Below are 22,980 nucleotides of genomic sequence, written 5' to 3' on the forward strand. Positions count from 1 at the left end.
GTGCGGTGCGAAAAGCGCGACCGCACCTCAAGTGGGCATAACCGCACCTCAAAGGGCAAAGACCGCACCTCGCGCCCCGATAACCGCACCTCAACGCCCAAAGACCGCACCTCGCCAAATAAAAAAGGAAGGCGCGCAGCCTTCCTCCAATCACATCATCTTTTCCAACGCCAGTTTCGCTTCGATGGAAGTTTGCGGGTCAACCTGGATGCGGTTGATGACGCGCCCCTCTAACAATTCTTCCATCGCCCATGTCAGGTGCGGCAAATCGATGCGGTTCATCGTCAGGCACGGGCACATATAGGGATTGAGCGACACGATGTCGAGATCGGGATGATCCGCAATCAAACGGTTGACCAAATTCATCTCGGTGCCGATCGCCCATTTCGTTCCGGGTTCGGCCGCCTCGATCATGTCGATGATGTATTTGGTCGAGCCGGCGAAATCCGATTGGCTGACCACTTCATAGGTGCATTCCGGATGGACCAGGATGCGGCGATCGGGTTGATTCGTCCGAAGATTGTCGATGTGCTTCGGCAGGAAATTCATATGGACGGAACAATGGCCTTTCCATAGGATGACACGCACATCTTCCACCGGACATTGCGCTTCGAGCTTTTGCTTGATGGGATCCCAAATGGCCATCTGCTCGAGCGGGATGCCGAGTTTGACCGCCGTGTTCCGGCCGAGATGCTGATCCGGCAAAAACAGCATGCGCTCTTTTTGCGTCAATGCCCAGCGCACCATCGGCTCGGCATTGGAAGAAGTGACGGTGGCGCCGCCGTTGCGCCCGACAAAAGCTTTGATGGCCGCGGTGGAATTGACGTAAGTCAACGGCACGATGGTATCGCCGAACAGCTCCTGCAGCTGTGTCCAGGCGCGTTCGGTCTGGTCGATATTGGCCATATCCGCCATCGAGCAGCCGGCGCGCATGTCCGGGAGGATGACCGCCTGATCTTTTTCCGTCAGGATATCCGCAGTTTCCGCCATGAAATGAACGCCGCAGAACACGATGTAATCCGCCGTCTGCTGCCCGGCAATCTGCGACAATTGAAGCGAGTCGCCGGTGACGTCAGCGTAGCGGATGACTTCGTCTTTCTGGTAATGGTGGCCAAGGATATACAAGCGGTCGCCGAGCTCAGCGCGTGCGCGTTTCGCGCGTTCGTGCAGCTCTTCAGTCGTCGCTTTCAAGTACGATTCCGGCATTGCGTCGGTCTGCTGTAATTCATTCAGGAATAAAGTCATTGGTGAATTGCCTCCTTCTGTGAAATGGCCAGGTTCATGCTGATGTCCAGATTGTGCACGCTATGGGTCAACGCTCCGATGGAAATCACGTCGACTCCCGTGTGGCGGTAAGCTGCCAGGTTGTTCAAGTCGATGCCACCGGAAGCTTCCGTGCGGATCGGTTTTGGAACAAGCTGCACCCAAGCTTGCATAGTTTCCGGTGTTTGATTGTCGAACATGATGACGTCCGGGCGTGCCGCAATCGCTTCCTGCAACTCTGCGAAGCTCTCGACTTCCACTTCAATCATGGTCATATGGCCCAGCGCGGCACGGACCCTCCGAACTGCCTGCGTGATGGAACCGGCTGCTGCGATATGATTATCCTTCAGCATGACCGCGTCATACAAGCCGTTCCGGTGGTTGAATCCGCCGCCGGCACGAACTGCGTATTTCTCGAACATCCGCAACCCTGGCGTGGTCTTCCGGGTGTCGACGATGCGGGTATGGGTTGAGCCCAGAGCTTCGACACATTGAGCGGCCAAAGTCGCAATGGCACTCATGCGCTGCACCAGATTCAGCAGCACCCGCTCACCCGCAAGCAAAACCGCAACGGGCCCCTGAACCCGGACAATCGCTTCTCCGGACTTCACGAAATCCCCGTCCCTTTTCAAGGATTCCACTTTGATACTCGGATCGAGCAAGTGATAGCCCCATTTGAAACAATCAAGCCCAGCAACAACCCCGTCCTGTTTCAAGCGGACGACCGCCTCGCCTCGATCTTCTTCGGTGAATAAAACAGAAGACACGTCGCGGTCTCCGATATCTTCCAATAAAAAACTTCTGATGGCATCTTCCGCTTTTAAGCGATTCATGAAATCGTCTCCTTTTGCTGTAATTGACGTTTGCCGATCGTACTGCCATTTGTCGACAGTCCAACCGTTTTTCCGGTCCAGTCTTCGGAAGGCTCTGGAGCGTCGCTGCGGAAATGGGCACCGCGGCTTTCGTTTCGGATCAGCGCAGCTTTGGCAATCAGGCTGCTGGCTGTATAACGGTGAATCCTCTTGATTTGTTGTGCTGAATACTGCTGCAGCTCGAATCGCAATAACGGGAAATCAGCAGTAAAGTTCTTTAATTCCTCGACATCCCTTAAGATGCCCACTTGCTGGGTCATACGCAACTGCAGGTCACAAGGAAGGGTGAAGCTCTTTGTCGGTTCAGCCAACCGGAAAACCGTTTCCTTATGGCTGAAGCTGCAGCTCTGTATTTTGTCCGCCAGGCGTTTGGCAAATACCAGACCTTCAAGCAAAGAATTGCTGGCGAGCCGGTTTGCGCCGTGTACACCGGTAGAAGCGACTTCGCCGATGGCATAAAGGCGGGGAATGTTTGTTTCTCCCCATTCGTTCGTCCGGACGCCTCCCATATGGAAATGCGCTCCTGGCCGAACAGGGATGGGGTGGATTTCAGGATTTATCTGGTGGTTCATACAATTCCTATAGATAGAAGGGAATTTCATTTTAAACTGCTCAATGTGGCGGGCATCAAGAAATACCGGGCCACGCTGCTGCCAATGCCGCTCGGTGGCACGGGCGACAATATCCCGCGGCGCCAATTCCATGAGCGGGTGAATGCCCGCCATGATGCGCTGTCCGGCCGAATTGACGAGCCATGCACCTTCCCCGCGAACCGCCTCGGAAATCAATCCGCATGATTGGCCGTTCAAGGTGAAGACTGTAGGGTGGAACTGGACGAATTCCAAATCTTCCAGCACGGCACCGGCGTGAAAAGCAAGAGACAGGCCATCACCCGTGGCGACAGTGGAGTTGGAGGTCTGGCTGTAAAGTTGGCCGATGCCGCCAGTCGCCAATACAGTATGCTGTGCCTGAATGACCGAGCGTTTGCCGAAAGCATCTTCTATGCAGACACCCACACATTCACCATCGTTCATCAAAAGTTCCAGCACGGAACTGAACGGAACGCGTGTCACCCGGTTTTCCGTCTGGACCAATAAATGCTGCAGCAGCATCTTGCCGCTCTGGTCGCCGCCTGCATGAACGATTCTTCTGGTGGAATGCGCAGCTTCCTGTCCGAGCAAGGGAGAGCCGTCAGCATCGGCGTCAAAAGGCAGGCCTTGGGACATCAGCTTTTCGATCAGGTGTCGGCCTTCCTGCACCATCATGCCGACCCGCTCCGCATCGGCATGGTTCGCGGAAGCAGCAAGCGTATCCGCCGCGTGGGACGCCGAATAATCATCAGGACCGATGCTTGCGGCGATGCCGCCTTGGGCAAGAGCTGTATTGCCCGAAAATGGATTTTCTTTTGTGAGGACAGCGACGGATAGGGACGATGGAAGGGAATGAGCGAGCATCAGGCCAGCAGCTCCTCCGCCGATGATACAAATATCAACCATAAGTTTACACTACCTTTACATGTGTCTTGACACTATTAATGACATAAAGATAGAGTGATTACAAGATTAAAATCCGTTTGTAAAGGAATTGATGCTAAATGATGATTTATTTGGACTATGCTGCAACTGCTCCGATGCGCCAAACGGCAATCGATGCTTATGCAGAGACTGCCAAACAGGTTTTTGGAAATACCCAGAGCCTGCATGATGCGGGTTCGGCTGCTGGCAATCTGCTGGAGGCATGCCGCAGAATGTGGGGAGGCTTGCTGAATGTCCGGAGCGGGGGCATGTATTTTACAGGCAACGCCTCCGAAGGCAACCAATTGGCGATCCGCTCGCTGCTGCGGGGAAGAGGCGATGGCAAACGGGAAATCGTCACGACAGCACTCGAGCACGCTTCTGTTCTGACAGCTTTGCATGAATTGGAGAAGGACGGCTATCGGATCCATTATGTACCGGTTGATGCGGACGGCGTCCTTGATTTTGAACAGTACCGGAAACTGGTCACCGACCAAACGGCGTTGATCGTGATTCAGCTGGTCAATTCGGAAATGGCTGCCATCCAGCCAGTAGCGGAATGCGCCGCCTATGCAAAAGAGAAAGGCGTGCCGCTGCATTGTGATATTGTCCAGGCTGTCGGGAAAATCCCGGTGGATCTGGCGCAGCTGGGTGTCACCTCCGCCGTCTGTTCTGGACACAAAATCGGTGGGCCGAAAGGGGTGGGGATCGTCTGGATAGATCCAGGCGTCCACTGGGAATCCGTTTATGAAGGAACGGTGCATCAAGAGGGGTTCCGTGCTGGAACGGTGGATGTGCCAGGAATCGTATCTGCAACGATTGCCGGAAAAGAAGCAGTAGCCGAGCAGCGGGAAGCGGCCTGGCATGCTGAAGAATTGCAGCGTCATTTGATGGAAAGGCTTCTGGAAGAGGTTAGGTTAACGGGAAATCCAGCGAAGAAGTCGCCTTTTATCCAAGGGCTGCTGTTGCCGCATGTTGAAGGCCAGTGGATGATGCTCGAATGCAACCGCCAGCAGATTGCGATTTCAACAGGAACTGCCTGCAAAATCGGCGCCGGGGAAGCGCTGTCCGCTATGAGCGCCATCGGGATTGAACAGGATGCCGCACGGAAATTCATCCGGATTTCATTTTCAACAAGCACCACAAAAGAGCATATCGACGCTTTTCTGAAGGTGATCGGAATATCGATGGCGAATTTTGCTCCGCAGTGAACCCATTGTAAAGGGCAGATTAAGAAATTCTAAAGACTCTGGAGAAAAGGATACGGCGTTCAAAAGATGGTATAAGCTGACTGTAGCGCCTAATCATTTTGAAGGAGGAAGATCATTTGAAGACTTCGCTTTTGAAAATGTCTGTTCCTGTTCTCGCCCTTGGATTTGTTTTGACGACACAAGTGGACACACAAGCCTATATGGCACTGACAGCCCCGGCATCTGAAGAACAACAGCCATCCTACGAACCGGGAGCGGGAGTTTTGGAAAGGTTAGGCCCCTACGAAAAGCAATTAGCCGAGCTGGAAGAGGATCTTCAGGCATTGATCGCTGAGCTCGATGGTGAAGAAACCATCAGTTTTGAGCAGTACCAGCAGTATCAGTCTACATTGGACAGCTTGATTCAGGAACTCAACACAGTGTCGCAGGAAATAGAAGCAGAGTCGCCCATCCTAACCGAAAACTTTAAGAACCTGTTGACGGTTCAGGAGAGGATGGTTGGAATCGACGTGGAGCAGCAATAAATCTCAACGGAGTAAAATAAAGCAGGGAGTGTCGAGTAGACATTCCCTGCTTTTTAAATTGCCCTGTATGTGTTAAAGAGTGGTGCTGGAAATTCCAAAATATAGAATTTTATTGATTCTATTATAATAATTTGAAATAAACAATAATACTGCAAATTTAATGATAGTTTACATTCCGCTCCTTTCATTAGCTGTAAATCTGCTATCTATGATAAAATCATCTTCTGAATAGAAAGATTTATTACAAATAGGAAGACTTCGTGACAACTTGCAACCCTGAGTAGTTGTTTGACGTTATAAGGTTTATAATGGAAGAAATTAATGGGATTTATGCTAGTCCATCAGGAGGTATAGCCATGACGTGTAATAAATGTGGAAAAGAAAATGAGGAAGGCGCAGCAGTCTGTAAAGAATGCGGCCATTCACTCATGCAAAGAAGAAATAAGAGGCAGAAAAAGCGCAATTTTATCTACGCAATCGTATTGGCTTTAACCCTATTGGGTGTAGGAATTGGTTCTGCGCAATTAATGCAAGATGAAGCAGAACCGGTTGAGCCGCCAAAAGAAGAACAGACAGCTGAAAAAGAGCCAGAACCAGAGCCAGAAGCACCAGAAGTTGAAGAAGAACCCGAAGAAGAACCGGCAATTGAACCGGGAATAGTTGAAAAGGTGGAAGAACCTGAAGAAACGGTTCCAGCTGAAGAAGAAGCAGCAGGCACTGTAACAAAAGTGGAAAACGTTGTGCCGCCTTCTGAACAAACTGAAAAAGTAGAGCCTAAGAAAAAAGAAAAAACAGCAATCATCAAGGAATCACAACAAAAAGTCTATACCATTCTGACTGAAGGTGGGCAAGGCTCAGGATTCCTGTTCTCCAATACGGGAATGGTTGTGACCAACGCCCATGCTGTAGCTGGATTTACAGATGTAGTGGTTCGCAACATCAACGGCCAGGATCATCCGGGTACGGTTGTCGGCATTTCCGATACATCCGATATTGCCTTGATCCATGTGGAAGCATTTGAAGGCATCGCGCCATTGGAAGTTGAAATGGCAGCAACAGATGTTGGGACGGAAGTGATTGCGCTGGGCAGCCCGGCAGGTATGGAAAACACTGCAACAATGGGCTATTTGACAGGCATTGACCGTGATTTCTACCAGGAATTCACCTACGAGGATATTTATCAGATTGACGCAAAAATTGCACCGGGCAGCAGCGGCGGTCCGTTAGTGGATGCAACAACCGGCAAAGTGATCGGCATCAATTCATTGGTCATTGAAGAAGGCGATTCGATCGGATTTTCAATTCCGATGTATTCGATGCATGGACAATTGTCGCAATGGGTTGCTGCTCCGATGTCAGCAGAAGAAGTCGCAGCCTTGTTCAAAGTGTATGATGACTTCAGCGGCTATGAAGATGAAGATTATGAATACGATGTTGATTTGGAAATGAAGTTTGATGAAACTAATTTAAGTGAATTTATTGGTGACTTCCGTTATTATTACGAAACATCACTGAAAGAAGAGGACTTTTTCTACGTCCAGAATCTTCTGGTCTATCAAAGCGATATCTATAATGGCATTTCTGAGTACATTACAGACATTGCAGGCAAAGGCATGGAATTCAACTTTACGAAGCTGGAAATCTCGGGCATTGAAATCTTCGACGACCATGCAATCGTCCACACCGAAGAAGCCTTTGACCTTAAAGATCCAGCTGGAGAATGGTCTGTTCAGGAACGCAATAAAACCTATACCATCGTAATGGATGAATATGGTTTTTACTATGTTTCAGATATTGTTAATAAGGAATAGGGAGCAGTTAATACGAAAGCCATCGATCCGAATCTCTTAATTCGGATCGATGGCTTTTTTTATGCTGAAAAGAATAATAAAGTCGCATGTTTTTGTGGCAAAAGCTATTCTATGGAGTATAATAAAATTGAATACAATTATCTAAATATTCCAATTTATAAAAAACTTTTAAAAGAGGGATGTATATGGCGGTGCTAGTAACTGGAGGAGCGGGATTTATCGGCAGCCACGCAACGGTCGAGCTGCTTGAAAATGATTATAAAGTAGTGGTGGTGGACAATCTATCAAATAGCCAGCTGGCTTCGATAAACCGCATAAAAGAAATAACCGGAAAAGAATTTGCGTTTCATCAAGTGGATTTGCTGGATTATGAAGCGTTGGATGCTGTATTTTCTCAGTATGACATTTCGGCAGTGATGCATTTTGCGGGCTACAAAGCGGTGGGGCAATCGGTCCAGATGCCGCTCAACTACTATAATAACAATATCAGCGGTACGTTGACATTGTGTGAAGTTATGCTGAAGCACAAAGTGGAAAAACTGGTGTTCAGTTCATCGGCAACGGTTTATGGCCAGCCGGAACGGGTGCCGATTGAAGAATCATTTGTGTTATCAGCTACTAATCCCTACGGACGGACGAAATTGATGATTGAAGAGATTCTACAGGATTTGGCTGTTTCAAACCCGTCTTTCCGAATTGCGATTTTGCGTTACTTCAATCCCATTGGAGCACATCCAAGCGGGAGATTGGGCGAAGATCCAAGGGGGATACCTAGTAACCTGATTCCGTTCATCACTCAAGTTGCGATCGGCAAACGTCAGGAGCTGGAGGTGTTCGGAGGGGATTACGATACCGAAGATGGTACGGGTGTACGTGATTACATCCATGTCATGGATTTAGTGAAAGGACATATCAAAGCGCTGGAATACCTGGAAACGCATGCGGGAGTTGAAACCTTTAACCTTGGAACTGGCACCGGCTACAGTGTATTGGATATTGTCCGTAATTTCAATGAAGTGACAGGCAAAAAAATTCCTTATAAAGTTACAGACAGAAGGCCTGGCGATATTGGAGTTTGTTACGCCAACCCTGAAAAAGCGAAAACCCTGCTCGGTTGGCAGGCAGAGAAAAACTTGAAAGAGATGTGCCGAGACTCCTGGAATTGGCAGATTCAAAATCCCGAGGGGTTCCATCAATAAGGAATTATTTTATGCAGGGTGCAGAGGGGTAGAGTAATGTTTGATATCTATAAGGAAATGTGGAAACGCCGAAAAATGATCCAGTCACTTTCCATTCAGGAAATAAAAAGAGAATATGCAGGTACCCTTTTAGGATTTGTCTGGGGACTGGTCAATCCATTGATGCGAATTGCCGTTTTTTGGTTTGTCTTCAGTGTAGGCGCAAGAGCCGGAGGACCGGTGAATGGAGTTCCTTACTTTGCCTGGCTGGCTATTGGAATGGCAGCCTGGTTCTTGTTGAATGATGGTTTCCGGCTTACACAGAAGTCGTTTCGAAGCAAAAGATCGATCATCAAGAATACACCTTTTCCAATTGCCATCTTGCCCGCAGTGCAAATCCTGTTTTCGTACTATATCCACGTGATCCTGCTGGCAGTGGTTTTCATTGTGACGGCTTTATCACTTCAAACCGTCTCTCTCTATAATCTCCAGCTTCTTTACTATGATTTTGCTGCCGTCATGCTGCTCCTTGGAATAGGGTCGATAACAGCGCCGCTAGTTGCCGTCAGCAAAGATTTCGGCCGATTTCTTGACACGATTCTGGTTTTCCTTTTTTGGATGACCCCGATTTTTTGGTCGGCCGAAAATCTTGGTATGTATGACTGGATCATCAAACTCAATCCTTTCCATTACATCGTCCAGGGCTACCGGGATTCGTTTTTCTATGACACTGGGTTCTGGGAACAGCCGGTGTATACACTCTATTTTTGGATCTTGGTAGTTGTCTTCTTCCTTTTGGGAAATTACTTGCATAAGCGAATGAAGCCCATATTCCTTGATGCGCTTTAGGCTTTATTTCTGAAAGGTGGATCGTGATGGATATAGCAGTGAGCGTCAGAGATATCACAAAAAAATACAGTTTGTACAAAGATCCCTGGGGACCGATCAAAGAAGTCGTCACACGCAAAAAGCTGCATAAAGATTTTTTTGCATTGCTCGGGGTGACACTCGATTTCCCGAAAGGCGAATCGATCGGTATTTTAGGAAAGAATGGATCCGGCAAATCAACTTTACTGAAAATCATTACAGGCATAACTGAGCCGACTTCAGGGAAAGTAGATGTTCATGGCTCGCTTGTCTTTCTTGATGTCAGCTCAGGAATCGATTCGGAATTGAGCGGTTATGACAATATCTTCATGAAAGGCACGTTGCTGGGCTTTACCAAACAGGACATGCTGTCAAAAATTGATGATATCATCGAGTTTTCGGAGCTCGGGGAATTTATCGGCCAACCTGTTAAGAATTACTCGTCGGGAATGAAAGCTAAGCTTGGGTTTGCCATTTCAGTCAATGTGGATCCCGATATTTTAATTGTCGATGAAGCACTGGCTGTAGGGGATGCGTCGTTTCAGAAAAAATGTATGGAAAAAATGAATGATTTCAAACTGCAGGGCAAAACGATTATTTTTGTCAGCCATGATAAACATGCCGTCGAATCGTTTTGTTCAAAAGCAGCCTGGATTCACCAAGGCGAACTTATTACATACGGCGATGCCAAGTTTGTGGGCTCCATGTACGGGGAATTTATGAGCGGCCGGAAGAAGATTGAATCCATACAGGCAGAAATTCAATACGAGCATGCAATCGAACAAGTGATATATGGAACAGGAGAAGATGGCTTTGGGATTCAGTTGACGGGATTTGTACAGAGTCAGCAGCGGGTGAATGTCCATAATCACTTCCAGCTGGCCATTCGGGACAACCGAACCGGTGAAACTGTCAGGAAGGATCTCAGCTCGTTAGGCAAAGGGTTTACGGTCCATTTCAGTGAAAAGGAATTTCCATTGTTCTTTAAACCAGGCAAGTTCAGTTTTTGGCTGCAGGAGGAATTGAAGGATGGAGGAGTGGTCGAGTTTTCCATTTGGTCCGGAAATGCCAGCATCACGGAGCGGTCACCGGACGGCATCAGCCATTTCCGCTATCAGTTTGGTGTTCAGCGAAATAATTTGCAATTGGCCATCGAAAACATTGAAAAAGTGGAACAGCAGGTCAACCGGATCTGGGTGGAGGGTGAACTGCTCTATATCGACGGCGTAGCATTTGTGCGGGGCTATGAAACCAAATCGCCAGAAGATGTTTCACTGGATTTTTGCTTGACGGATTTGATCAGTTTTGAGCGTTATGCGTTTCCTGCCCAAGTAATTGAAACGGAAGAAATTACAGAAAATCCAGTATATAATCCACAAGGAAAAGTCTATAATTTTTCACGCTTCAAAGTGGTGATCGACTTGGCGGCGCTTAAAGATGGAAGCTATGAAAGCCATTTAAGCTACCGGATGGAAAAAGAACCGCATCATCAGCTATTGAATCTCGTCTGGGCATCAAAACCGAACGGATATCCATCACAGCCCTATTCTACAGAAGCCTATACAGTCGATATCCAAACCGCCAACAAATACCTGCGGATCGAGAAAAAGGCTAAGCATTAGCATAAACCGCTGAACGCTAATCTATTCACAAGGGGTAATCATATGGAACGAAAGAATATTGTTTTTTTAATCAATGAATTCAATAACCACGGCGGCGCTCAACGTGTGGCTTCTATTCTAACGGAGGAATTCATGGCGGACGGGCATAATGTCTCTATTTTGAGTGTCAATAAACAGAAAAAGGCGCCCAGCTATTTTTCGGAAGAAGTCCCGGTTACGCTCATTCACAAGGACAATTATCGCCCGCCTGCGCCGATTGAGCTGTCCTCGAATTTGAAGCAAAAGAGGCTGGTCAAGGTTTCGAAGGAATTGAATCGACGCTACCGGCTTCAGAAGCAGCGCAATGAAGTGAAAAAATTTTTTGAAGCTTTTGGCGATGAAGAGGTATTTGTCATTGCAATCCAGGTTTACGGGATGCAGTGGATGCTGCCGGTTTTGTATAAGAAAAATATTAAAATAATCGGTCAAAGCCATGAAAGTGTGGCAGCTGCTAAAAGCTCACAGCGCTACAAACGGATATTGAGCCACTACCGCCAGGTCTCTAAATTTTTGCTTTTGACCCAAAAGGATGAAGAGCATTTTAAAGAAGCCGGATTCACGAATACAGGAGTGATGTACAACCCCGCACCATTCCGTCATTTTACTCCCCCAGAAGTTTTGTATCAGCATAAAAAAATTGTTTCCTCCGGAAGATTGGTCTCTGGAAAAGGTTTTGATGTGTTGATCGAGTCCTTTGCATCAGTGGCAGAGCAGATTCCTGGATGGACGCTGCATATTTACGGGGAAGGGCAAGCAGAGGACTCGCTGCAGAACCTTATCCGTATTTTCGACTTGGAAGAGCGGGTCTTTCTGGAAGGACAGACTGAAGACATGGAAGCTTCTTTGAGAGAAGCAAGTTTTTTTGTCCTGTCATCCAAAGCGGAAGGCCTTCCCATGTCTTTGATTGAAGCACAGTCGTGCGGATTGCCATGCATTTCCACTGACTGTGCTCCGGGCATACGTGAAATCCTGACCGAATACGAGGACAGCTTGATTGCGCCTGTGGGAGATGTCCAGTTGCTGGGGCGGCATATGAAACGCCTGGCTCATCATCCGGAGCTGTTTTATTCGTATAGCAGCAAGGCTTATGAAAATAGTATGAAATTTGATAAACAGGTCATCAAGCAGCAATGGTATGGCCTGTTTGAAGAGTTGGGAGGCGGAGAGAATGGGCAATGACCAGCAATCAGCAAGACGGCCGAAGCTCTCTGTCGTCGTTATCGCCTTCAACAATGAATTGTATATCGAAGAAGCCCTGCAGTCTTTGCAGGAACAGACTTATACCGATTTTGAGGTAGTAGTGGTCAATGATTTCTCAAGCGACCGGACAGGAGAGCTGATCGATCGATTTGTGGAAGGAAAAGCCAACTTTAAAGCGATTCACTTGCCGGAAAACAGCGGGGGCTGCAGCACTCCCCGAAATACCGGAATCGCCAATTCTACGGGAGAATACTTGATGTTCTTGGACGGGGACGATTGGTACACCGTAACGGCCTGTGAAAAAATGGTGGAGGCAATCGAACGGACCGATTCGGATTTTGTAGCTGGACAGGTGATCCGGACAAACAATTACGAAATCTGGTACCACAAACAACTGTATTCAACCGAACGAGTCAATTTGAACATCCGTGAGTTTATGGGCATGCTGTTTGACAGTCTGTCCGTCAATAAAATCTATAAACGGTCGTTTTTGGATGCCCATCATCTGCGGTTTCCAGAAGGCATCCACTATGAAGACATCGTCTTTACGGGAAAAGCTTATTTTCTTGCTGAATCCTTCAGCATCATTCCCGAGCCAATCTATTATTGGCGGGTAGTGGAAAACAGTGACGTGAAATCCATCACCAACCGGCGATTTGAGTTTGAAAATTTTCAAAACCGCATTATTGCGCATCGCTATTTCGATCAATTCCTAAAAGACAGTGGAGCTTCGATTTATCAGAAAGAAAAAAACAATAAATTTCTCCGGCACGACCTGAAGCTCTATACCAACGACTACCTGCTTTTTGATGAGGAGTACAAAGAAAAGTTCCACGCGCTGATCTATGATTACCTGCATGAAACGATGGATGAGTATGCTTTTTTGAATCTGGCCGAAAAAGATCGGATTCTCTACTATTTGCTGTACATAGGAGATCGCGCCGCATTTGATGATTATATTGCATACATCAACGGATTCGAAACAACAGCCAACCGGATTCAGGCAACTGGCAGCCAGTACTATTTCAAGGCTTCGGCTCTAGTCAATCACCATGAAAAGTTCTTGAAAATACAGCGTCCGGAAATTGCCTACCAAATTTCTGATATCCATCTGGATGAAAAGCGATTTTCCTTCCAGGCTACAGTGAACGTCAATTCGATTGATCCTGACAGCGTCACATCTTTTTGGATGCTGCGGAACCGGCAGACAGGAGCGACACTCGTTTCAGAAGAGTCAGGGGATGGCATATTCACTTTCCATGTAGAGAATATGACAGAAGGAAACTATTACCTTTCGCTCTACGTGAATCATATGGGCAATCTCCACAAAATCCTGGTGAAAAAATCGGAAATAGCCGACTTGCCGAATATTGAAGTCGAGACAGGCAATTTATCGAAAAGCATTTACATCAATCAACAGAATTCCTTCTCGATCAGGGTTCAGCCAGTGAAAACTGCCGATCAGATCAAATGGAAGTTAAAACAAAGAAGAAAAAACCAAACTGCTGGCAGGACACAGGTCAAGGAATCGGCTTTCCAGAAATGGGCAAAGCGATGGATTCCCAGATTGCCGATCCGCTCGAATTGGGTCATATTTGAAAGCCATATGGGCAAGCAATACAGCGACAGCCCTAAATATATTTATGAACAATTAATGGAATCAAACATGAACTATAAATACATCTGGTCTTTCCAAGAGCCAGAAACAATAGAGATGCCCGGGCCAGCTAAAAAAGTGAAGAGAAATAGCTTGAAGCATTTGTATTACCTGAATCGCGCCAAGTTCTGGGTTGATAACCAGGGCATGGCACATCTCGCAGAAAAAAAAGAGAAGCAAGTCTATATCCAGACCTGGCACGGAACGCCGCTGAAAAGAATGGGCTACGACCAAAAGAAACTGCCGGCCATACAGGAATTGGCCCGGTTAAAAAAGCAGACCGATGCATGGGATTACTTGGTTTCCCCTAACCGGTACACCAGTAAAGTGCTGAAAAGAGGCTTCAGGTATGGCGGCGAGATTCTGGAGACGGGTTATCCGAGAAACGATCTGCTGATCAGCCAGCCGCCTGAAATCAAAGAAAAGGCACGCATGAACTTAGGCATTCCGTCCGGAAAACGAGTCATCCTTTTTGCACCGACATTCAGGGATTGGGATCCCAATTCGTTTCAACGGGTGCTGGATGATGTCCAGCAGATAAGCAAAGAGATAGAAGACGATACGGTGCTGGTCCTTCGGCTTCATTATTTGCTGTCAGATAAAATTGCGCAATTTGAATTGCCGCCGAATGTACTGGATGCCTCCAATTACCAGGATATTCAGGAACTGTACCTGCTGGCAGATCTTCTGATTACGGATTATTCATCTGTCATGTTTGATTATGCGTTGCTGAAAAGGCCGATTCTGCTGTATTGCTATGATTTGGGTGAGTATATTACACGGCGCGGTATGTATTTTGATTTTGCTGAAAAAGCACCCGGTCCTGTCTGTGAAACGATCGATGACTTGCTCAGCTATATAAAGCATCCTGAAAAGCTCGATGGGTATAAGGCTGATTTAGACCGGTTTGTTGAGGAATTCGGAAGCCTCGAAGATGGAAAAGCTTCCGCTAAAGTGATCGAGAGTGTTTTCAAGAAAAAGTAAAGGGGGAAGGATATGGCAATTCTTGTTTCGGTCGTTATTCCTGTGTATAACGCAATTCCGTATTTGGAAGCTTGCTTGGAATCGGTTGTCGCGCAAACCTATAAAAATCTTGAAGTAGTGGCAATCAATGATGGTTCCACCGATTTAAGCGAAGAAACGCTTCAGGAATATGCTCAAAAGGATGGGCGCTTTTCCGTATATTCGCAGGACAATGGCGGCTTAGGCTACACACGCAATCGTGGAGTCACTTTGAGCAGCGGCCATTACATTTTCTTTTTGGATTCGGATGACATTATTCCTCCGAACGCCATCCGTTCATTGGTGGAAGCGGCAGAAAAAAGTGATGCCGACTACGCGGTAGGCAAAGTGGTCCGCTTCGACAAAGAGAGGCAATACGCCCCGCCCCGCCATGTGGAATTTGGCTTGTACAAGGAGAAAGACTTAACGACGCTGCAGGATAGCCCGGAACTTTTACAGGATAGCATTGCCTGCAATAAACTATGGAAAAGAAAATTGCTTACAGAAAATAACATAGTGTTCAAAGAAGGTAAATATTATGAGGATTTATCCGTGACCTTGAAAGCGGCTGTCCTGGCAAAGAAAATTCAAGTCATTGATGAGGTAGTCTACAAATGGCGGATTCGGGAAGAAGAATTCATGCCGTCCATCACCCAGCAGCAAATGAAGCTGGAGAACACGGCACACCGCCTTGAAGCGCTGGCTGAAAACCGGCAATGGCTGATAGCGACCAACAGGCCAAAACAAATAATCGATGAGCATGATCTTAAAAGTCTGTTGGATGTCATCCGATTGCATGTCCTCAAGTTTGCCTTAATCACTGAACAGGAAAGGGAGCGGTGGAAAGATCTGGTTTTGTCTTACCTAAAAGACATTCCATCCCCTATTTCCGAAAGACTGCCTGATAAAGAAAAACTGCTGTACCAATTGATGATGGCTGAAAAAGACCAGGATTTGATGGGTGTCTCCCAGCTGTTGACGAATACGGAAAAATCTCCAATTGTGAAGCAGGAAAGCAGTCGGTTTGTTTTTCAAGGAAGTGATGGAGAATATGATGTCACGAAATTCAATAAGCCGAAAGTGATTGTGGAAACCATCACCAAGCGTAAAAATAAGTGGCTGCTGTCCGGAAAGTTATGGATTCCAAAGGCCACAAAACCTCTTACCGGAAATTTTTATGTAAGAGACAGAAAGAATAACAAGGACCTTCCCGTAGCAATGCTGGAACTGGACAAAGCTGATAAAGGCGGAATTTATCCATACGAGGAACAATCGTTTTTGATGGAACTGGATACAGATCTGATGATGGGGACAGGCAAGGACACAACCTATGATTTCTATTTTAAGTTGTCTCAATTCCCTCATTCGCCGAGGAGCAGGGTAAGGCTCCATTCCACAGCTGATACCAGAGAATCCCTTAAGCTTGGCCGTCAGAGAATGGTCCTTTATCGCACTAATTTCGGCAACTTAAGTACAACCATTTCAAAACCTCAGCACTTAAAGTCTCTGATCAAGAAGGTCTTGCCATTAGGAAAAGCGTGAAACAAAAAAACACTTCCATAAGGGAAGTGTTTACTCGCTGGCAACCAGGTCAGCAACCAAAATATAACGATCCGGAGCATATCCGACAAAATCAAACGGGTAGCAGGTCGAAACCGTTAAGGTGGCTCTTGGTTTCGGAACAATGACGGTCCGGTCGTCTTCGTCCACGATCCGCACTTGGCGGACTTTATAGGTGAAGGTTCCTGAATGCGTTTTGACAATCAATGTATCACCTTTGCCAACCTCGCCAAGCTCGCGGAATACGGTATCGCGATGCCCGGATAATACGGAGTTGTCATTTTCGCCAGGCATTACACTTTGAGCGAAATGCCCGACGCCTTTTTCCAGTTCTTCTTCATTCGTGCCATGTATGATCGGCAGACTGGCTTCAAGCTTCGGGATAATCAGCTCGCCCATCAGGTCGCCGATTTCAGGCGTTTCGGGATACTCGGAATGGATTTCTGGTTCAATGATTTCCGTTTCTTCGGTTTCCTCAGTGTCTAAGGCGATTTCAATCGGTTGCAGATCAGGTTTGCTGCTGAAATCCTTCGCTTCGACATTGCCTGTTTTATAGAGCATATAGCCTTTTACGAAAGTGGCGGCGCTGGTAGTGCTGAACCATAGGCCAAGGACGATGAAGACGATGGATAATGAAAGAAGAAGCGGTTTTTTGCTTCTTCTTTTTTCGTGTCTATTCTCCGTCATTGATTTGCTGCAGCTCTAACGCGGCGGAATAGAGCAATGCCGGTTAGAAGCAAAGCCAATCCAAAAATTGCATTTGCTGCAAAATCAGAAGCTGTAGCCGGCAATTTTCCGCCTTTCACAGTTTGGTTGTTGGCCGGAGCAGTTGCAACTGGCGGTTGTACCACTGTTGGCGCTGAGATGACTTTTTCTACTGTGCCTAAATCCTTTCCAGTACCTATAATTAAATCAGATCTGAACATATCGGCAGTCAATAGGATGTCAGCCAGGAATACATCTTTCAGGTTGTAAATTTCAATCAATAGGTCAGCGCCTTCAGTCGATTCCAGCGTCATCAAAGTAGCCAACGAAACAGACGTCTTCTGGCCATCCTTTACAAAGTAATAAGCAGTTTTCAGTTCAAGTAAATCGATCATGTCGTTGTATATATCCATAATTTCAGCAACCTGTTTTGCCGTCAGTTCATCAGCAGTTTCAAAATCGCCGACTGCCATCATACGATCGCTTAATTGTGTCAGTTTTTGTTCGAAAGCAGGATCTTCATAATCCAATGTTTCCATGTGCGCAATCAGTCTTTCAACTTCTTCTTCAGTCAAACCCAGGTCAGTGAAGAGTCCGTCGATATCGATTTCAAGGTCGCCCATGTCTTGATAGAAAATAATGGTGGATTCTAAATCCTCTATATATTCGTACTGTGATATGGAATCATCATACTCCTGCAAAAATGCCTCCAACTCTTTTTCAGAAGAGAAGCCATACTCTTCCATAAGCTCCTGCAAGTTAGTAGCATCAATTGGAGTACTTATATCGTCTTCCAAGTAAAATTCAATATAGTCTTCAATATCTTCGATGAAAATCAAGGAAGTACCTTCCAGAACATCCTCGCCATACTCAAGATCACCATTATAATAAAGCAATTCATTCAAGTCCATACGGCTCAGTTCAAGGCGGACCTGTAAAGCCTGAATGCCTTCTTCTGTTAGCGGAGTACCTAATTCGTCGACCGTATCAAATTCTTCTAAAGACCAGTCTTTGCTTTTCAGGTAGTCAAGATAAGCTTGTTTTTCCCAGTTGATGTCGGTTAAAAACTGCTGGAATTCAGCATCATCCGATTTAACGGCGAATGCAGAAAGTGGCATGGTGCTAAATACAAATCCTAAAACTAATAAAAATACTGCTAAACGTTTCATTTTCTTCCCCCTGTGTATAATAATTGGAATATCTAAATTATTATAGTCTTGGATACAATAGATTTGAATAGGTATAAGTATTCATATAAATTGAATTTTAAAGGGAATCGAACTGTTGTTTTATTAATAGAACCTATTCGATAATGAGAGATATTTCATAACACTTATCAGAAAGTTCTGATAAGTGTTATGATGAATAATAAAAGAGAGCTGCAAAAGGAGGAGCCACTGATGTCCATCAGAAAAGCAATCATTCCAGCTGCTGGGCTTGGAACACGATTTCTTCCGGCGACTAAAGCCATGCCAAAAGAGATGCTGCCAATCGTGGACAAACCTACGATCCAATACATTGTGGAGGAAGCTATTGCATCGGGCATTGAAAGCATCATTATTGTCACCGGGAAAGGAAAACGGGCGATTGAAGATCATTTTGACCACGCACATGAACTGGAGGCCATGTTGCTGGCAAAAGGGAAACTGGACATGCTGGAAACTATTCTTGAAACGTCAAAGTTAGAGATTTACTATATCCGCCAAAAGCATCCGCTTGGTTTGGGCCACGCGATTTGGTCAGCCCGCCACTTTATCGGTGACGAAGCCTTTGCTGTATTGTTGGGTGATGATATCGTGGTGAACGAAGAGCCATGCCTTGCTCAGCTGATGAAGCAATTTGATAAAACAAGAAGTTCGATTATTGGTGTCCAACAGGTTCCAATGGAAGAAACGGAGCGATATGGAATCATCGATCCGTTGTCGATGGATGGCCAGTTGATGAAAGTAAGAAATTTTGTGGAAAAACCAGGATTGGGAACAGCACCTTCCAATTATGCGATTATGGGGCGCTACATTTTGACTCCGGAAATATTCGGTTTTTTAGGTGAACACCAGTTTGGAACAGGCGGGGAAATCCAGCTTACAGATGCTATCCAAAAATTAAATAAACTACAAAAGGTTTACGCTTTTGAATTTGAAGGGCGCAGGTATGATGTGGGAGAAAAGTATGGATTTATCGAAACGACGATAGATTTCGCTTTAAAGCGCCCCGAGCTGAAGGAACCATTGTTAAAGCTGTTTGAAAAGATTTTGCGTGAGGAAAAAGTCAAGGATGCTTAGGAAGAGGCAAATGGAAAGAACGCTGAAAGATAGACGAAGGTTTCATCTCCTATGCCGGGTGGACTGCTGTATAAGTAACAGGCAAGATTTGTCTCATGTATAATGAAAGAAAACTGAGGCAAGGGAGGTCAACGCAATGGAAACCATTCTTGCGATATGTATCGGACTGGCGTTAAGTGCAACCGTAGGCTTTAGGATTTTTACGCCACTGCTGATAACGGGAATATTCGTACATGTAGACTGGTTGACCCTTTCAGAAGGTTTCAGTTGGATCGGCAGCACACCAGCAATTATCGCCTTTGCTGTAGCCACACTTTTTGAAATTGCGGTCAATTATGTTCCTGGTTTAGGCTCTTTCATGAAAATGATTTCGACGCCGATTGCCGCTTTGGCCGGCATCCTGCTAACCGCTTCGTTTATCGGAGATATGAATCCTTTTCTGGAATGGAGCATCGCCATCATTGGCGGAGGGGGAGCAGCCACCGCTTCACATGCGACTATCACCGCAGTAAAAGGTGTGAGCGAAACTGCTTTGATGAGTCCGGCAGTTTCTGCAGCAGAAGATGCTACGGCGACAATGGTTCCGATTCTGATATTTATCGCACCCATCCTGGCCATTTTCTTCTTGTTGGCTATGGCATTTCTAATCTTTAAGTTATACCGCAGATTTCTGTACAAACCAAAAGCCATATAGAAAAAGGAGCCGGAAGAATAGATCCCGGCTCCTTTTTGGTTGCTCTTTAATCAACGGCATTCATCATGTCAGTTTTCCTGCTATCTTGGAATCACCAGCACTTGTCCTACGCTAATCGCATTGACATTGGTAATCTTATTGGCCGCAGCAATTTTGGCAACGGTGGTATTGTAGGTGCGTGCAATGCTGTAAAGGGTGTCCCCAGCCTTAACGGTGTATTTGACAACAGCAGGAGGAGTGGCTTTGACCGGAATCGTCAATACCTGCCCGACACGAATCAGATTATAATTGGTGATGTTGTTGGCTTTAGCGATCGCTGCAACGGTGACATTGTATTTCTTGGCAATGCTATACAGTGTATCTCCGGCTTTAACTGTATATTTGGTGCCACTTGCTGGGGGTGGCAATTTCAATAACTCAGAAACAGTGACGAATTTATATCCCTTAGCTTTCAATTTGCTGATCATACCAGGCAACGCACCTGGAGTTCCGGATGCTCCTGCGCCAGTATGCATCAAAACAATGGATCCGGGCACAATGTTATTTAGGACTTTGTCAGTGATTTGTGTGGAAGAGACGCCTTTCCAGTCAACAGTGTCGATATTCCACTGAATCGTATGGGTATATCCGGCGTCACCGACTGCCTTCAAGACGGCTGCATTGGATGCACCGAATGGCGCTCTAAAAATTGGTTTGGTCGTTTTTCCAGTTAATCCTTTGATTGTGGCTTCCGTGGTATCAAGTTCACTCTTGATTTTTGCAGCAGTCAGTTTGGTGAAGTCAGGATGCGAATAAGAGTGGTTGCCGAGCTGATGGCCTTTGGCTGAGATGTTTTTGATCCAGGTAGGATGGTTTTTGGCACCGGAACCCGTTAAAAAAAATGTCGCTTTCACGTTATTGGCAGACAGGATATCCAGAATTTTATTGATGTTAGTACCGTCTGAACCATCATCGAACGTCAAAGCGACCACTTTGCTGGTCGTATTGCCTTTTGTAATAAAAGTGGAACTCGCTGCTTGTGACTGGCCAGAAAAGGATAGCACGGTAAACAGGATCAATAATACGGCTGCTGAGACTTTAATCCATTTAGAAAGCACCTTTCTCACCCCTTTTTTTAGTGCGCAGGGCCAAGCCCGCGTATGTATGGGAGCTATTAAGGAAAGGGTCAAGCGTCTTGGAGTCAAAGAAGGTAGATTTGCAAATTTTATAATCCTATTATACCACGCGCATAAGCAATTCGCTCTATTGAAAACTGAAAATTAAAAAAATAAGAAGGTTTTTGAGATGAGAGACCCGAACGGCCAATCTGATCACGAAAAATGAAAAGCCAGCAAACCGGATTGCCGGAGCGCTGGCTTTTCTTCTATAGATCTTTTGGATCGTAAATGACGGTAATGAGCTGGCATGTGCTTTGGCCTGCTGAATATGTATTCCAGTGATTGCGGAATTGATCGATTTTTTCATGGTCAATCGAAGTGTCCAAAATATGCTGAATTACTTCGCTGGTAGTCTTCACAATGGGACCTGGAAAATAAAGGCTGTTCTCTGCCCAGATGCCTTGGGTTTTTTTATACTCCACAAGATCATAAGTGAAGAATATCATTTTTTTCCCGAGCAATGAAAATTCTACGGGAATTGAGGAGTAATCAGTGATCAGGATATCGCTGACCATGAGCAGCTCGTTAAGATGCGGATAATTATTGGCCAGCAGGACACGCGGGTGTTTAGTGAAATTGGTGGCTTCCTGCACAGATGGATGCAGCCTGATCAATAACACATACTGATCGTCCAATTTATTCAAAAATTCTTCCACGTCTAACTGGATTTTCATACTTTGCAAAGAACTTTTACGGAAAGTAGGTGCATACAAGACTACTTTTTTTCCGTCTATAATCGGGTACAAGCCGCATAATCTGGAATAAGCTTTTTCTTTTGCGGCCGGATCAAAATAGAAATCGGTTTGAGGCACTCCGGTATAGATGAAGTGGCTTTGGTCGACATGGAAAGATTCAGAAAAGATGTCTGCCATTTGCTGTGAGCCGACAGGGATGTATTGAAAACGGTCATATACCTGCTGAAATCTGAGTTTTGCCCGTTCACTTCTTGCCGAAGTTTCCGGATCGCTCCAGCCGAACTTTTTAGTAGCTCCTGCTGCATGCCATAATTGGACGCATTTAACGTTGTGCCGGAATTTAATGACTGAAAGAACGCCAGCGTAATTATCGACAAAGACGTATTTTGCAGTAGCCAAATGATAAATCGATAAAAACGTGTCCAGGATATTGGATGTCTCAAAGCTATAAATCTTTTTGTTGTCGGTAGGGATGGTGGTGAAATCAATTTTGCATTTGGCCTGATTGATGAAAATGATTTGATGTTGTTCTGCCTTCGATAACTCTCTCGCAATAAAATATGCATTATCACCAAAAGAAGAAAGAAAGAAAGACGGTTTTGTTCCTTAGTGGAAAAAGTTTAAATAGGGCAAAGAAGATTTTAAATAGAAATAGATAGGTGGAAATTCCGAATTCTTTAATCATTGGCTGTTGTAAAGGTCTGTTTTGATTTTTGTAGTTGAAATACCTTCTGTTCGAGGCAAGTAAACAACATCACAATAATGCATCAATTCATCAAATTTGCCTTCCCAATCGGAGCCCATTATAAATAGATCTACATTATTTTTTTGGATATCCGAAACTTTTTGTCCCCAATTGTGTTCAGGAATCACTTCGTCAACGTATTTTATCGCTTCAAGTATAAGTTTCCGTTCTTCATAAGAGTGATAGGCAGCTTTGCCCTTGATAGAATTAAACTCATCTGATGATAAGCCGACGATCAAATAATCCCCTTGTTCTTTTGCTCGCTTCAATATATTTATATGGCCGTGATGAATTAAGTCAAAGGTCCCGTATGTTATTACTTTCTTCATGTCTATCCACTCCAAAATGCTTATTTTCGATTTAATTCGCAATATGCTATGAT

Annotated in this window: 19 protein-coding genes; 11 read left to right on the forward strand and 8 right to left on the reverse strand. The window is 45.7% G+C overall.

Annotation, left to right across the window (positions count from 1 at the left end; translation table 11 throughout):
* Positions 1-150: 150 nt before the first annotated feature.
* Genes nadA through nadB form a run of 3 tightly spaced genes read right to left on the reverse strand, consistent with a single transcriptional unit; the run spans position 151 to position 3,631 of the window.
* Positions 151-1,245 carry a quinolinate synthase NadA gene (gene nadA, locus AC1MEO_RS18415; RefSeq protein ID WP_480333216.1) on the reverse strand — a complete coding sequence of 365 codons (1,095 nt, stop codon included), beginning with the start codon at positions 1,243-1,245 and terminating at the stop codon, positions 151-153.
* Entirely contained in the window at positions 1,242-2,096 is an 855-nt protein-coding gene (gene nadC, locus AC1MEO_RS18420; protein WP_480333218.1) for a carboxylating nicotinate-nucleotide diphosphorylase, read from the reverse strand. Before nadC ends, nadA begins: the two co-directional genes overlap by 4 nt.
* Positions 2,093-3,631 (reverse strand): L-aspartate oxidase, encoded by a 1,539-nt coding sequence (gene nadB / locus AC1MEO_RS18425; RefSeq protein ID WP_480333220.1) that lies wholly within the window; start codon positions 3,629-3,631, stop codon positions 2,093-2,095. Before nadB ends, nadC begins: the two co-directional genes overlap by 4 nt.
* A 98-nt stretch (positions 3,632-3,729) precedes the next feature.
* Here nadB and AC1MEO_RS18430 point away from each other — a divergent pair, with 98 nt between their 5' ends.
* The 9 genes from AC1MEO_RS18430 (at position 3,730) to AC1MEO_RS18470 (ending at position 16,302) form a co-directional block, all read left to right on the forward strand.
* Positions 3,730-4,860 (forward strand): IscS subfamily cysteine desulfurase, encoded by a 1,131-nt coding sequence (locus tag AC1MEO_RS18430; RefSeq protein WP_480333222.1) that lies wholly within the window; start codon positions 3,730-3,732, stop codon positions 4,858-4,860.
* Between the two features lie 116 nt (positions 4,861-4,976).
* Positions 4,977-5,384: a hypothetical protein gene (locus AC1MEO_RS18435; RefSeq protein WP_480333224.1), complete on the forward strand. Its 408-nt coding sequence runs from the start codon at positions 4,977-4,979 to the stop codon at positions 5,382-5,384.
* A 356-nt stretch (positions 5,385-5,740) separates the two neighbouring features.
* Positions 5,741-7,195 carry a trypsin-like peptidase domain-containing protein gene (locus AC1MEO_RS18440; RefSeq protein WP_480333226.1) on the forward strand — a complete coding sequence of 485 codons (1,455 nt, stop codon included), beginning with the start codon at positions 5,741-5,743 and terminating at the stop codon, positions 7,193-7,195.
* A 185-nt stretch (positions 7,196-7,380) separates the two neighbouring features.
* On the forward strand, positions 7,381-8,394 hold the full coding sequence (gene galE, locus AC1MEO_RS18445) for a UDP-glucose 4-epimerase GalE (RefSeq protein ID WP_480333228.1): 1,014 nt from the start codon (positions 7,381-7,383) through the stop codon (positions 8,392-8,394).
* Positions 8,395-8,430: 36 nt separating this feature from the next.
* The gene (locus AC1MEO_RS18450; RefSeq protein ID WP_480333230.1) at positions 8,431-9,222 is read left to right on the forward strand and encodes an ABC transporter permease; all 792 of its coding nucleotides are present in this window, start codon (positions 8,431-8,433) and stop codon (positions 9,220-9,222) included.
* A gap of 26 nt (positions 9,223-9,248) precedes the next feature.
* Positions 9,249-10,862, forward strand: coding sequence for an ABC transporter ATP-binding protein (locus tag AC1MEO_RS18455; protein WP_480333232.1), 1,614 nt, complete (start codon positions 9,249-9,251; stop codon positions 10,860-10,862).
* A gap of 42 nt (positions 10,863-10,904) precedes the next feature.
* Positions 10,905-12,080 (forward strand): glycosyltransferase, encoded by a 1,176-nt coding sequence (locus AC1MEO_RS18460; RefSeq protein ID WP_480333234.1) that lies wholly within the window; start codon positions 10,905-10,907, stop codon positions 12,078-12,080.
* A complete protein-coding gene (locus AC1MEO_RS18465; protein ID WP_480333237.1) occupies positions 12,070-14,742 on the forward strand; it encodes a bifunctional glycosyltransferase/CDP-glycerol:glycerophosphate glycerophosphotransferase in 2,673 nt (890 codons plus the stop codon). Before AC1MEO_RS18460 ends, AC1MEO_RS18465 begins: the two co-directional genes overlap by 11 nt.
* A gap of 12 nt (positions 14,743-14,754) precedes the next feature.
* Entirely contained in the window at positions 14,755-16,302 is a 1,548-nt protein-coding gene (locus tag AC1MEO_RS18470; RefSeq protein WP_480333239.1) for a glycosyltransferase family 2 protein, read from the forward strand.
* A 30-nt stretch (positions 16,303-16,332) separates the two neighbouring features.
* On the opposite strand, the gene AC1MEO_RS18475 is transcribed toward AC1MEO_RS18470, so the two are convergent.
* A complete protein-coding gene (locus AC1MEO_RS18475) occupies positions 16,333-17,007 on the reverse strand; it encodes a class D sortase (protein WP_480333241.1) in 675 nt (224 codons plus the stop codon).
* Positions 17,004-18,194, reverse strand: coding sequence for a processed acidic surface protein (locus tag AC1MEO_RS18480; protein ID WP_480333243.1), 1,191 nt, complete (start codon positions 18,192-18,194; stop codon positions 17,004-17,006). Before AC1MEO_RS18480 ends, AC1MEO_RS18475 begins: the two co-directional genes overlap by 4 nt.
* A gap of 231 nt (positions 18,195-18,425) precedes the next feature.
* Here AC1MEO_RS18480 and galU point away from each other — a divergent pair, with 231 nt between their 5' ends.
* The gene (gene galU / locus AC1MEO_RS18485; RefSeq protein ID WP_480333245.1) at positions 18,426-19,307 is read left to right on the forward strand and encodes a UTP--glucose-1-phosphate uridylyltransferase GalU; all 882 of its coding nucleotides are present in this window, start codon (positions 18,426-18,428) and stop codon (positions 19,305-19,307) included.
* Positions 19,308-19,443: 136 nt separating this feature from the next.
* Positions 19,444-20,001 (forward strand): DUF4126 domain-containing protein, encoded by a 558-nt coding sequence (locus AC1MEO_RS18490; protein ID WP_480333247.1) that lies wholly within the window; start codon positions 19,444-19,446, stop codon positions 19,999-20,001.
* Between the two features lie 80 nt (positions 20,002-20,081).
* Here AC1MEO_RS18490 and AC1MEO_RS18495 read toward each other — a convergent pair whose 3' ends face one another.
* From AC1MEO_RS18495 to tagD, 3 genes are all read right to left on the reverse strand, one after another.
* The gene (locus AC1MEO_RS18495) at positions 20,082-21,098 is read right to left on the reverse strand and encodes a LysM peptidoglycan-binding domain-containing protein (protein WP_480333249.1); all 1,017 of its coding nucleotides are present in this window, start codon (positions 21,096-21,098) and stop codon (positions 20,082-20,084) included.
* A 266-nt stretch (positions 21,099-21,364) separates the two neighbouring features.
* Positions 21,365-22,408, reverse strand: coding sequence for a CDP-glycerol glycerophosphotransferase family protein (locus AC1MEO_RS18500; RefSeq protein ID WP_480336137.1), 1,044 nt, complete (start codon positions 22,406-22,408; stop codon positions 21,365-21,367).
* Positions 22,409-22,534: 126 nt separating this feature from the next.
* Positions 22,535-22,927, reverse strand: a complete 393-nt coding sequence (gene tagD, locus AC1MEO_RS18505) for a glycerol-3-phosphate cytidylyltransferase (protein ID WP_480333251.1) — start codon at positions 22,925-22,927, stop codon at positions 22,535-22,537.
* Between the last annotated feature and the right edge of the window lie 53 nt (positions 22,928-22,980).

It is taken from the genome of Planococcus sp. BI3, from assembly GCF_056680115.1.

Bases quoted from the DNA above. Each gene is read 5' to 3' on its own strand.
- nadA (WP_480333216.1), bottom strand. From the start codon at position 1,245: ATGACTTTATTCCTGAATGAATTACAGCAGACCGACGCAATGCCGGAA.
- nadC (WP_480333218.1), bottom strand. From the start codon at position 2,096: ATGAATCGCTTAAAAGCGGAAGATGCCATCAGAAGTTTTTTATTGGAA.
- nadB (WP_480333220.1), bottom strand. From the start codon at position 3,631: ATGGTTGATATTTGTATCATCGGCGGAGGAGCTGCTGGCCTGATGCTC.
- AC1MEO_RS18430 (WP_480333222.1), top strand. From the start codon at position 3,730: ATGATGATTTATTTGGACTATGCTGCAACTGCTCCGATGCGCCAAACG.
- AC1MEO_RS18440 (WP_480333226.1), top strand. From the start codon at position 5,741: ATGACGTGTAATAAATGTGGAAAAGAAAATGAGGAAGGCGCAGCAGTC.
- galE (WP_480333228.1), top strand. From the start codon at position 7,381: ATGGCGGTGCTAGTAACTGGAGGAGCGGGATTTATCGGCAGCCACGCA.
- AC1MEO_RS18450 (WP_480333230.1), top strand. From the start codon at position 8,431: ATGTTTGATATCTATAAGGAAATGTGGAAACGCCGAAAAATGATCCAG.
- AC1MEO_RS18455 (WP_480333232.1), top strand. From the start codon at position 9,249: ATGGATATAGCAGTGAGCGTCAGAGATATCACAAAAAAATACAGTTTG.
- AC1MEO_RS18460 (WP_480333234.1), top strand. From the start codon at position 10,905: ATGGAACGAAAGAATATTGTTTTTTTAATCAATGAATTCAATAACCAC.
- AC1MEO_RS18465 (WP_480333237.1), top strand. From the start codon at position 12,070: ATGGGCAATGACCAGCAATCAGCAAGACGGCCGAAGCTCTCTGTCGTC.
- AC1MEO_RS18470 (WP_480333239.1), top strand. From the start codon at position 14,755: ATGGCAATTCTTGTTTCGGTCGTTATTCCTGTGTATAACGCAATTCCG.
- AC1MEO_RS18475 (WP_480333241.1), bottom strand. From the start codon at position 17,007: ATGACGGAGAATAGACACGAAAAAAGAAGAAGCAAAAAACCGCTTCTT.
- AC1MEO_RS18480 (WP_480333243.1), bottom strand. From the start codon at position 18,194: ATGAAACGTTTAGCAGTATTTTTATTAGTTTTAGGATTTGTATTTAGC.
- galU (WP_480333245.1), top strand. From the start codon at position 18,426: ATGTCCATCAGAAAAGCAATCATTCCAGCTGCTGGGCTTGGAACACGA.
- AC1MEO_RS18490 (WP_480333247.1), top strand. From the start codon at position 19,444: ATGGAAACCATTCTTGCGATATGTATCGGACTGGCGTTAAGTGCAACC.
- tagD (WP_480333251.1), bottom strand. From the start codon at position 22,927: ATGAAGAAAGTAATAACATACGGGACCTTTGACTTAATTCATCACGGC.